This window comes from Pseudomonas sp. KnCO4 (genome assembly GCF_045344305.1).
Lineage (GTDB): Bacteria > Pseudomonadota > Gammaproteobacteria > Pseudomonadales > Pseudomonadaceae > Aquipseudomonas > Aquipseudomonas anuradhapurensis.
Window position 1 is genome coordinate 207,563 of the sequence record NZ_CP174199.1, and the last position, 11,080, is coordinate 218,642.

At 66.9% G+C, this 11,080-nt stretch carries 9 protein-coding genes and 1 tRNA gene; 3 read left to right on the plus strand and 7 right to left on the minus strand.

What is annotated here, in order from left to right; all coding sequences use genetic code 11:
- Nucleotide 1: 1 nt before the first annotated feature.
- Genes ACJA3S_RS00910 through ACJA3S_RS00935 form a run of 6 tightly spaced genes read right to left on the minus strand, consistent with a single transcriptional unit; the run spans nt 2 to nt 6,494 of the window.
- Nucleotides 2-1,498: a hypothetical protein gene (locus tag ACJA3S_RS00910; RefSeq protein ID WP_406820569.1), complete on the minus strand. Its 1,497-nt coding sequence runs from the start codon at nt 1,496-1,498 to the stop codon at nt 2-4.
- The gene (locus tag ACJA3S_RS00915; RefSeq protein WP_406820570.1) at nt 1,495-2,733 is read right to left on the minus strand and encodes an acetyl-CoA carboxylase biotin carboxylase subunit family protein; all 1,239 of its coding nucleotides are present in this window, start codon (nt 2,731-2,733) and stop codon (nt 1,495-1,497) included. The genes ACJA3S_RS00910 and ACJA3S_RS00915 overlap by 4 nt, the downstream gene beginning before the upstream one ends.
- A 33-nt stretch (nt 2,734-2,766) precedes the next feature.
- A complete protein-coding gene (locus tag ACJA3S_RS00920) occupies nt 2,767-3,225 on the minus strand; it encodes a cobalamin B12-binding domain-containing protein (protein ID WP_406820571.1) in 459 nt (152 codons plus the stop codon).
- Complete coding sequence (locus tag ACJA3S_RS00925) at nt 3,222-4,445, minus strand: MFS transporter (RefSeq protein ID WP_406820572.1); 1,224 nt, start codon at nt 4,443-4,445, stop codon at nt 3,222-3,224. Before ACJA3S_RS00925 ends, ACJA3S_RS00920 begins: the two co-directional genes overlap by 4 nt.
- A complete protein-coding gene (locus tag ACJA3S_RS00930; RefSeq protein WP_170027769.1) occupies nt 4,438-5,508 on the minus strand; it encodes an LLM class flavin-dependent oxidoreductase in 1,071 nt (356 codons plus the stop codon). The genes ACJA3S_RS00925 and ACJA3S_RS00930 overlap by 8 nt, the downstream gene beginning before the upstream one ends.
- Nucleotides 5,509-5,564: 56 nt before the next feature.
- The gene (locus ACJA3S_RS00935) at nt 5,565-6,494 is read right to left on the minus strand and encodes an asparagine synthetase A (protein WP_406820573.1); all 930 of its coding nucleotides are present in this window, start codon (nt 6,492-6,494) and stop codon (nt 5,565-5,567) included.
- 188 nt (nt 6,495-6,682) lie between these two features.
- Here ACJA3S_RS00935 and ACJA3S_RS00940 point away from each other — a divergent pair, with 188 nt between their 5' ends.
- The 3 genes from ACJA3S_RS00940 (at nt 6,683) to ACJA3S_RS00950 (ending at nt 10,767) form a co-directional block, all read left to right on the plus strand.
- Entirely contained in the window at nt 6,683-7,999 is a 1,317-nt protein-coding gene (locus ACJA3S_RS00940) for an MFS transporter (protein ID WP_406820574.1), read from the plus strand.
- Entirely contained in the window at nt 7,996-9,384 is a 1,389-nt protein-coding gene (locus ACJA3S_RS00945) for an amidase (RefSeq protein ID WP_406820575.1), read from the plus strand. The genes ACJA3S_RS00940 and ACJA3S_RS00945 overlap by 4 nt, the downstream gene beginning before the upstream one ends.
- Before the next feature lie 63 nt (nt 9,385-9,447).
- Nucleotides 9,448-10,767 (plus strand): OprD family outer membrane porin, encoded by a 1,320-nt coding sequence (locus tag ACJA3S_RS00950; protein ID WP_406820576.1) that lies wholly within the window; start codon nt 9,448-9,450, stop codon nt 10,765-10,767.
- Between the two features lie 169 nt (nt 10,768-10,936).
- On the opposite strand, the gene ACJA3S_RS00955 is transcribed toward ACJA3S_RS00950, so the two are convergent.
- Nucleotides 10,937-11,013 (minus strand) — tRNA-Arg (locus tag ACJA3S_RS00955).
- Nucleotides 11,014-11,080 lie beyond the last annotated feature (67 nt).

The following is an 11,080-nucleotide window of genomic DNA, read 5'->3' on the forward strand; positions in this document are numbered from 1 at the left end:
GTCAGCGCCCCGACACCAGTTCGACTACCTGTACGCCGGTGGCCGGGTCGTGGCGCACGATACGGCCCTTGTGCGGGTCGCCGGCGCGTACCCGGGCGATCAGCGAGGCATCACTGTCGAAGTCGATGGGCGCGTGCCGGTAAAGGCTGCGCAATGCCGCCAGCGGCAGGCCGCTGACCTCGCCGAGCCAGTGGCTGAGCACTTCGTCCTCGGCTTGGCCGCCGAGCAGCGCGTGCAGGTCTGGCAGGCGCCCGACCAGCTGCGGGTGACGCAGGCTCAGGTACAGCGCCAGGTCGCGGCCCTGGCTGACGAAGGGCGAGAACTGCATGCAGATCAGCTGCTCTTCGTCGAGGTCGAAGGCCGAGCGGGCGAAGCCGTCGGCCAGGGCGCGCCGGTTGGCCTTGCCGGCGGCGTCGGCGTAGGGCGCCAAGGCCAGCTCGATGAGGCGGTCTGGCATTTCTTTCTTGCGCATCAGCGCCTGGGCCAGCTCCAGGTATTCGGCCAGTCCTTGGTCATAACTGCGCCCCTGCACCTGTTCGGCCTTGAGCCCGCGCAGGTGCGCCATCAGCATCGGGTTGGCGCAGTCCGACTCGGTGAAGCTGAACGCCAGCTCCTCGAAGCGGAAGCCGAGAAATTCGGTAATCAGCTCCCAGTGGTCGTCGACGCGGTAGCTCACCAGGTCGTAGATGCTGATGAACGCAGGCTCGCCGCTGGCGTTACCGGTGCTGACCCGCCGTTCGTCGAGGGCAGCGTCGAAGCCTTCGCCGAGCAGTTCGATGAAGTAGGCCTGGGCAATACCGTCCAGCGCCTGCAGCAGCCCGCGAAAGCCCTGGCGGCGGCAGTCCTCGACGTCCAGCCCCAGGCGTTCGGCCAGGCGCATGATCCAGGTGAAGTAGTGCTTCTGTTCCTTGCGCGAGTCGCCGGTGACCACTGCGTCGACGCCACCCTGCCACCAGGCGGCGCGGCCGAAGAAGTCGGCAACTGCAAGGTTGCAGCTGTTGCAGAAGGTCGGGCGGCCGTCACCGGCGGTACGGTGGCCATTCATCAGCACGTCGAAGCGGTTCATCGCCTTCACCTCGCTGGGGAAGGGCAGGTGACGTTCGAATGGGCGGATCTGCCGGTGGTCGACCACCAGCATCTCGACCCGCGGGTCGCCGTACAACGCCAGGGCGCGGTAGGCCCGGTCGATGTTGGCCATCACCGCATCGGCCACCCCGGCATGGCGCATGTTGGCTATGCGCAGGTGGAAGGTGCAGCCATGGCTGATGGCCAGGTGCAGTTGGGTCGCGCGCAGCAGTGACACGGTGTAGGAGCTGTCCTTGCCGCCGCCGTAGGCGACCATCAGGCGGTAGTCGGCCAGGCCCGCCAGCCCGCCGGCGGCTTCAATCAGGCGTTCGCCGAACACGCGCACGGCGTGCTGGTCGTTGTCGCTCAGGTAAGGGGTGAGCCGAGCCAGCAGCACGGCGTCGTCGTGTTCGGTACGGGCGGCGTGGTTCATGCCGGTTGCGCCTCCAGGCGGTAGTGTTCAATGACGTGGCGGATGTCTCGCTCGATGCCAGCCTGGTCGCTGCCGGTGAAGATGAAACGCCCACCCTGCAATGCGTCATAGCCGCCGCCGGCCTCCAGCACCTCACCGGGCTTGGGCAGCAGTTCGCGCCACAGCGAGGCGACCCGGGTGCGCTGCGACGGCGCCTCAAGCACCCTGTACGGCAGTTGTTGCGGCTTGGGGATGATCAGCCAGCCGCCGCTGGGGTCGCCGTCCTGGTCGGGCAGGGCGGCGGGCTCGCCGAGCAGGTTCTTCAGCCAGTGCTCGTAGAGGTTGACGCCGAATACCCGGTTGATCAGGTGCGGCACCTCGCTGCCGCCGACCCGCGCGCCCACCTCCAGAAACACCAGGCTGCCGTCCTCGCGCACGAACAGTTCCAGGTGGAAGGCGGTATCGCGCAGCCCCAGCGCCTGCAGGCACTGGCGGCTGAAGTCGGCGATGCGTGTACGCAACGGCGAGGCCTGCAGCAACACCGAGCCCAACGGCTGGCGCCGGGCGAAGTCCAGGCAACTATTGAGGTAGCGCGACACGGCCTGGAACGGCACCTGGCCGGTGCCGTCGGTGTAGCCGTCGACGTGGTACACCTGGCCCTCGACGAAAGCCTCCACTTCGTGGCGCGCCAGGTCGACGCCGTCGAGGGCGGCCAGCAGCTGGCGCTCGTCGTCGACCCGCACCACACCGATGCTGGCGGCGCCGTCCACCGGCTTGACGATCAGCGGGTAGCCGGTTTCCGCGGCGAAGGCCAGGGTGTGCGCCAGGCTCTGGCAGCGGGTGAAGGCCGGTACGGCCAGGCCATGTTCCTGCAGCACCTGTTTCATCCGCGCCTTGTCGCGGTAAACGGCCACTTCGTCCGGCCCATGGCCTGGGATGTTCAGCGCCTGGCGCACCTGGGCGGCGATCTCGAGGGTGAATTCGGACAAGGCAATCAGCAGGTCCACCGGGCCGACCCGTTCAATCACCTCGGTCACCGCGGCCAGCAACTGCGAGTACTGGTTGACGTCCTCGACCTGCACCAGATGGGCGATCTGCTCGCGTGGCGCCAGCACGCCGAGCGCGCCGGGGCCGTCGACCACATAACTGATGCGGTGGGCCTGGTGGTCGAAGAAGGCTTCGTAGCGGGTCAGTTCGTTGTCCCAGCGCTGGCCATCGTGGAAGCGCGGCCAGCGGTTGACGATAACGATATGCATGGGTTCGTTCCTTGTTCGGGCAGCAGACGGGGCTCAGGTCCAGTGCGCCACGTCGCCGGTGCCGAGCACCAGCGAATAACGGGCCTGGGCCAGGCGTTCGAGGTGGTGCTGGAAGGCGTCGAGGGCGTCGGCCTCGGTGAACACCGCGTTGTATCCCGCGCCCAGCAGTTCTTCGCGCACCGCGCGGGTCTGTTCCTCGGAGGTGGTCAGCTTGCCGCCGATCACCACGTGCAGGTGCGGGTACTGCTGGCGCAGCGCGCGGATCAGTGCCAGGCCCTGGGAGTAACCGTGGCCGTTGACGCTGCTGATCACCAGCAGGCGCGCGTGGCGGTGCTGCTCGACGGCGTCGAGCACGGCCTGCACCGGTGTGCAGCTGCCCAGGTTCTTCACGTCCAGGCCGCGTTCGCTCAGCCACATCTGCAAATACACCAGGTTCCACATGTGCGAGTCGGATTCGACCGTGGCCAGCAGGCACAGGGGTTGGCTGTTCATCGGGATGCCTCCATGGCGGGGTTATCAGTGCCTAGTGCGGCGTTCAGGCGCCGCGTGGTCAGGTGAAACAGCAGGGCGCCCGGCACGCACAGCAGCAGGCTCAGGGCGAGAATCAGGCCCTGAATGCCGTAGCGCTGGCCGATGCTGGCGCTGAGCAGGCCACCCAGCGGGTAGGACGCCAGGTTGAGCAGGTAGAACGGGCCCATCACCTTGCCCAGGTGCTCGCGTGGGATCACCTTGATTCGCTGGGTACGGTTGAACACGTTGAACAGGGTGCAGCCAGCCATGGCCAGGACGAAGCTGGCACCGTAGGCGAGCACGCCGTTGGCCAGCCCCATGGCCAGGATCCCGCCGCACAGCACGGCGAAACCCAGCGCGCCCAGCTGGTGGATCGACAGCCGCTTCAGCAGCCACGGCACCAGCAGGAAGTTCAGCAGGCCCAGGGCGCCGGCGGCACTGTTGATCAGGCCGAAGGCACCGTCGGCGGCCTGGAATACGCCGCTTATGACGAACGCATTGGCGCTGAGCACGCAGGCGAAGGCCAGGTTGATACTGAAGTTCAGCAGCGCCAGGCTGACGATCGGCGGGTTGCCCAGCAGTAGCTGCCAGCCTTGGCGCAGGGCGCCTAGCACCGGTTGCCGAGCACTGTTGGCGTGGGCGTCGGGCAGGCCATGCCAGCACAGTGCTGCCAGCAACAGTGCGACGGCGGCCAGGCCCAGTAGCGCCAGCTTGCCGCTGTACAGCACCAGCGCGGCGGCGCAGGCGGGGCCCAGCACCTGTGCCAGCAGCTCCATGTTCTGCACCAGCGACTGGGTGTGCGCCAGGCGCTCGGCCGGCGCCACCTGCGGCACGGTGCGCTCGACGGCCATGCGCACCGGCGCCATCAGCAGCGACAGCAGCACGCCGTTGGCCGCCAGCGCCCAGACCGTCAGGGCCGGCGCCAGGCTGCAGCACAACACGGTCAGCGCCAGGCTGGCGGCGCGCAGCACGTTGGCCCACTGCAACAGGGTGCGCCCGCCAACACGGTCGGCCAGCACCCCGGCAAACGGGTAGGCGAGCAGCGCCGGCAGCCACTCCAGGGCGAACACCAGCCCCGAATAGCGCAGGCTACCGGTGGCCTGATAGACCATCAACGGCACGGCGAACAGCACCGTCTGTTCAGCCATCAGGCCCAGCAGCAGCCCAGCACCGAACCGGCGCAGCGGCGCATGCTCAACCATGCTGGCGGTCCAGGTCGGCTTCCAGCTCGCGCAGGCGCGGCAGCACGTGCTGGCAGAAGCGGCGCATCTCGTCGCGGGTTGGCCAGCCGGAGAAGATGAACTCGCTCACCCCGACCTTCTTGTATTCCAGCAGGTAGGCGGCCACTTCCTCGTAGCTGCCCACCACGCACAGCGCCGGGCCGCCTCGGTAGGCCACGGCGCCCGACCAGAGCATCGGCGACAACCAGTCGTGGCGGGCGCCCTCGGCCAGGCGGAACGAGGTTTTGACCGCCTCGGAGTCGCAGCGGGCGACAAACTGGCGTACCCATTCGCGGTGCTGCTGGTCGGGGTTTTCCATCATCGCCTCGACTTCGGCCAGGGCCTCTTCGCGGGTTTCCCGCGCCAGCACGTGCATGCGTATGCCTACCGAGCGGCCGGCTGCGAGTACCTCGCGCGCGGCCTCGGCGATGCCCTCGGGGGTGTCGCCGTAGCGCAGCCAGCAGTCGCTATGCGATACCGCCACCTGCTGGGCGATGCCCGAGGCGCCGCTCAGATACAGGCGTGGCCGCTCGTGGTCCTTGAACGGGAGGCCGAGCTGGGCCTTGTCCAACTGGTAGAAGTCGCCGTGGTGAGTGAGCGGGGTTTCCCCGGCCCAGAAGCGCTTGAGGATATCGATGAACTCGCAGGTGCGCGCGTAGCGGCCATCATGGGCGACGTAGTCACCGTAGTACGCCTGCTCGTCCGGCGAGATGCCGGCCACCAGGTTCAGCGCGATGCGCTTGTCGGACATCCACGACAGGGTGTTGACCACCTGGGTGAACAGGGTCGGGTGCAGCAGCCCGGGGCGGTAGGCGAGGATGAACTTTACGTTGCGGGTTTCGCGCACCAGCGCGCCGATCATCGGCAGCGGGTCGGGCATGTGGTAGCTGATACCCATCAGCAGCGAGTCGATGCCCAGTTCGTCGGCTTCCTGGGCGAAATCGATGATACCGGCGAAGTCCAGGCGTCCGGTGTCGTACTTGTCGGTGGCTTTCTGCTGGCCGCTGTCGAGCGGCGAGCACCAGTGAATGCGCAAGGGGTTCATGCGGATATCTCCGGAAAGGGCCTGCCGTCAGGGCAGGCCGAGCGAGGGCGGTGGGCTCAGAACAGGAAGTCGCTACCGACGCTGCGGTCGAACAGGGCGACATCGCGGATATGGCGCTTGCCGCAGATGAAACGCAGCAGCCGTTCGATGCCCAGCCCGCCACCGGCGCTGGGGTGCAGCAGGCCCTGGCGGGCGACTTCGAGGAAGTTGCCGAACGGGGTCAGGTCCATGTCCAGCTCGTTCATGCGATAGAGGATCTGGCCATGCTCGTACTCGCGTTCGGCGCCCGACAGGGCCTCGCCATAACCCTCGGGCCAGATCAGGTCATAGTTGTTGTAGTGGCCGCGCTGGCCAGGCGTCTCGCGGTCGTAGAACTCGCGGCGGTGGTTGGTGATGAAGAACGGCGTATGGGCCTTTTCCGACATCAGGCGCTCGAAGTCGTCGCCCAGTTCGGCCTGCAGTTCGTTGGTGCTGTACACCGGGAAGGCGGTTTCGTAGCGCGGTAGCTCACGGCCCAGCTGGGCCAGCTGCGCAGCGCAGTGCTCACGCACCTCGTCCAGGGTGTGCTTGACCATCTGCTCGATCAGTTGCATGGCTTGCTGCATGGTGCCGCCGCGGATTTCGAAGTCGAACTGGGAAAACTCCAGCAGGTGGCGCTGGGAGTCCTTGATCTCCGGCTTTTCCAGGCGGATGTTCGGCGCGACGATGAAGATGCGCTCATGGCCGCGGGCGGTCAGGGCCAACTGCTTGTGGAAGATCATGCTGGCGGTGAGTTTCAGGCGCCGCTGCTGGTACTGGATCTCGGCCGGGTACACCGCGTGGTTCAGTGGGTCGGTGATCGGCGACATCAGGATGGGCAGCAGCTGGCGGAAGTCACGCTCGAGCAAGAAGGTCTGCAAGGCGTGCAGCACACGGCCACGGATAATGGCCACAGCTTCGACGTCTGGGTGGTCAAATGCGGCGATCTGGCTTTGAACATCTTCCATGATGGGGTCATCTTGTGAGTAAAGGTGGCCCGATTATTGGCTTTCGCGATCAAAACTCAATGTACAGATTCAGGCGAAAAAGCGACCCAGATGCGCTTTTTGATTGTCCCGGCCGCCTGCCACGGTGACCATTCGCCCGACCGGTGCTGCCGGCGTCTCCGTTACCCGACTAAAGGACAGCCATGCCAATGACGGCCCACCCTCGACCCGTTCCCACGCGCTTCGGCCGCGCCGACTACAAGACCTTGGGCCTTGCCGCGCTGGGCGGTGCGTTGGAAATCTACGACTTCATCATCTTCGTGTTCTTTGCGCTGATCCTCAGCGAGCTGTTTTTCCCGCCGCAGATGCCTGAATGGCTGCGCCTGCTGCAGAGCTTCGGCATTTTCGTCACCGGTTACCTGGCGCGACCGCTGGGGGGCATCCTGCTGGCGCACTTTGCCGACCGCCTGGGGCGCAAGCGCGTGTTCAGCCTGAGCATTCTGATGATGGCCTTGCCGTGCCTGGTGATCGGCCTGATGCCGACCTACGCGCAGATCGGGTATTGGGCGCCATTGTTGTTGCTGGCCCTGCGCATCCTGCAGGGCGCCGCAGTGGGCGGCGAAGTGCCCAGCGCCTGGACGTTCGTCGCCGAGCACGCGCCGGCCGGGCACCGCGGCTTCGCCCTGGGCATGCTGCAGGCCGGGCTGACCTTCGGCTACCTGCTGGGCGCGGTTACCGCGGCGGTGCTGGCGCGGGTCTACACCCCACAAGAGATGCTCGATCACGGCTGGCGGCTGCCGTTCATTCTCGGCGGCGTGTTCGGCCTGATCGGTGTCTGGTTGCGCCGCTGGCTCAGCGAAACGCCGGTGTTCGTCGCCCTGCAGGCGCGCCGTGCCGCCGACCCGGAGCTACCGCTGCGCACCGTGCTGCGTGAACACCGGGCAGCCATCGCCCCTGCGCTGCTGTTGACTTGCCTGCTGACTTCGGCGGTGGTGGTGCTGGTAGTGATTACCCCGACGGTGATGCAGAAGCGTTTCGGGCTGCCGGCGGACCAGACCTTCGCCCTGAGCAGCGTGGGCATTGTCTTCCTGAATCTCGGCTGCGTGCTCGCCGGGCGCATGGCCGACCGCCTCGGCCCCTGGCGCGCCTTGGCGATTCACAGCGCACTGCTGCCGGCCGGCGTGGCGGCGTTGTACGCCAGCCTGATTTTCGAACTGCCGCTGGTCGGCGCGGCCTACGCGCTGGCCGGCCTGTGCTGCGGCGTGGTCGGGGTGGTGCCGTCGCTCATGGTCGAGCTGTTCCCGGCGGCGATTCGCGTGTCGGGAATTTCCGTCACTTACAACATCGCCTACGCCTTGTGGGCCAGCGTCACGCCGTTGTTGCTGATTGCCCTGATGCCCTGGAACCCGTGGGTGGCGGTGGGCTTCAGCGTGCTCATGGGTGCAGTGGGGCTGTGCTGCGTGCGCCTGTTCGGCCAGCGCGGGTCGGCCGCAGAAAATGCCGGTGTGCCGGCAGGTGTCAAATGAGCGGCGGGCCTCTACAGTGGCTGTCGGCGGGCGAACTGACGGCGCTTTATGCTCGCCGTGAGCTGTCACCCCTGGAGTACCACCAATACCTGATCGACCATGTGCAGCGCCGCGAGCCAGCCCTGAACGCGCTGTGCCAGTTCGCCCCGGAGCGAGTGCTGGAGCAGGCCGCCGCGTCCACTCAACGTTGGGCCAAAGGCGCGCCGCTCGGGCCGCTGGATGGCGTGCCGGTGACCTTGAAGTCGTTGATCGCTACCCATGGCCAGATGCTCGACCAGGGCTGCGCAGGCCTGGAGCCGCGCCTGGCTGAAGCTGACGCGCCACCGGCGGCACGCTTGCGCGAGGCGGGCGCGGTATTGCTGGGCAAGACCAGCGTGCCAGACTTCGGCATGTTGTCCTCGGGCTTGTCGAGCCTGCACGGTATCACCCGTAACCCGTGGAACACGGCGCTCAACCCCGGCGGTTCCAGCGCCGGGGCGGCTGCGGCTGCGGCGGCAGGCTACGGCCCCCTTCACGTAGGCACCGACATCGGTGGTTCGGTGCGCTTGCCGGCCGGTTGGTGCGCGCTGGTGGGCTTCAAGCCGAGCCTCGGGCGCATTCCTATCGACCCGTACTACACCGGCCGCTGCGCCGGGCCGATGACCCGCACGGTGGACGACTGCGCAGCGATGATGGCGGTGCTGGCGCGTCCGGATGTACGCGACGCCACCAGCCTGCCGCCAGCCGAGCTCGACTGGGGCCTGGCCCCGGTAAGTGTGCGTGGATTGCGGGTGGGGCTGCTACTTGAGCCCGGTTGCGGCCTGCAGCCCGACGCGCAGACCTGCGCCGCGGTACGCGCCGCCGCCGGGTTGTTCGAGGCGCAGGGTGCCAGGCTGGTGGAAGTGGCGCCCTTGATGGAGCGTCGCCTGCTCGATGGCCTCGACCGCTTCTGGCGTGCGCGCCAGTGGAGCGAACTCAGCCAGCTGGCGCCCGAGCGCCTGGCCCAGGTGCTTCCGTACATCCGCCAGTGGGCCGAACCGGCCCGCCACATGACGGCGGTAGAAGCGGTGGAAGGCTTCAACCAGACCTTCGAGATGCGCCGGCGCGCCGCGCGGTTGTTCGAGCAATGCGACCTGCTGCTGTCCCCAACCAACCAGGTGCAGGCCTATCCCGCCGAACTGGCCTCGCCCGGCAACGACCCGCAACGGCCATTCGAACACATTGTGTTCACCGTGCCATGGAACATGGGCGAGCAACCGGCGCTGTCGATCAACTGCGGCTTCAGCGACCAAGGCATGCCCATCGGCCTGCAGATGGTCGCCCCGCGTTTTGCCGACACCTGGCTGCTGCGCCTGGCCAAGGCCTTCGAGACCTGGCGCGGGCCGATCCGCCACTGGCCCGAGTGACTTCCACGCCGTGCCAGGCAGGCGCGGCCGCGACTTTGTTCACGGACAGGAACACACTTGCACATGCAACGACGCACGCTTCTGTGCTGCGCCCTGATCACGCCTTGCGTGGCTGCGGGCCAGCCCGGTTTCATCGACGGCAGCCGCCTGGACCTCAACTTGCGGCACTACTATTCAAACCAGCACACCCAGGGCGACACCTACCTGGCGATCCGCAAGGACGGCCGCCTGACCCCCACGCGCGTGCGCGAGACCTGGGTACAGGCGGCGATGCTCGACTATGCATCGGGCTACACCCAGGGCGTGCTCGGCATCGGTGTGGATGCCTCGTTGTACAGCGCGGTCAACCTGCAACGCGGCCACGGCCGGGTGGCCAATGGTGGCGACCGGGTGCTGGTGGACAGCGATGGCGACGCTATCCCAACCTGGAGCCGCCTGGCGGTCGGTGCGCTGCGCCTGCGCCTGGCCGGCAGTACCTTGCGGGTCGGCCGGCAACGCCTGGACAACCCGATTTTGCGCTACAAGGACAACCGGGCGTTGCCGTCGAGCTTCCAGGGCGTGGCGTTGAGCGATCAGAGCATCGCTGGCCTGCAGTTGGATGCCGGGCGCTTCGACCGGGCAATCCCGCGCACCGGCACCGGCAGCGAACGGCTGACCAGCACCTTCGGCGACCGGGCGGTCAAGGCCGATTCGATCAGCTATGCGGGCGCCCGCTACAGTGGTGCGCTGTCCGCCAGTTTGTACGGCTCGCAGCTGGCAGATACCTGGCAGCAGCTGTACCTGGGGCTGGGTAGCACGCTGGGTGATCGGGCCGAGCTGGCTGTGCGCCCGGCCTTTCATTACTACCGCACCCGCGACAGCGGCCAGCAGCAACTGGGCTACATCGACAACCAGGCCTGGAGCCTGGCCACCACGCTGACGCACCAGGCCCACGGGCTGACGCTGGCCTGGCAGCAGATCGAGGGCAACGAGTACTTCGACTATGTGTGGGAGTCGACCGGCAACTACATGGCCAACTCGCTGTATTCGGACTACAACGGCCCGAACGAACGTTCCTGGCAGTTGCGCTACGACTTTGACGCCAGCGCCTACGGCGTGCCGGGCCTGAGCCTGGGGTTGTGGCACGCCAAGGGCTGGGGCATCGATGGCAGTCACTACCAGGGCGATCGCAATGGCCGCCACGCCGGGTACAACGTGCGTGGTCTACGCGGCGCGCGGCATGAGGAGAACGGCCTGGTGCTCGGCTACGTGCTACAGGGCGGCCCCTGGCGCGACACCAACGTGCGCACCATCGTCTACAACCATCGCGCCCATGGCGGGCAAATCGATGGCAGCTACGACGAAGTGCGCTTGGTGGTCAACATGCCGTTGCGATTGTTCTGAAACGCCTTAACCCGGCATCGGTGGATGTCGCGTGCGAGCGTAGGTGCCCAGGCGTGGGGGTCGGCTTTGATTTCGGAGGGTTTGCGTAGGGCTGGATAGCCTTCGGCGAATTGGATCAGGACGGGTTTGTGTCAGAACCGCTAATCCTTCTGACACAAGGGAAGGAAGATGGCGCACTCGGCGGGATTCGAACCCACGACCCCTGCCTTCGGAGGGCAGTACTCTATCCAGCTGAGCTACGAGTGCAACGCGCACGCATGATACCTATCTGTGCCGATGGCGTCCATCGCCTTGATCTGTAGCTGTTTTTCCT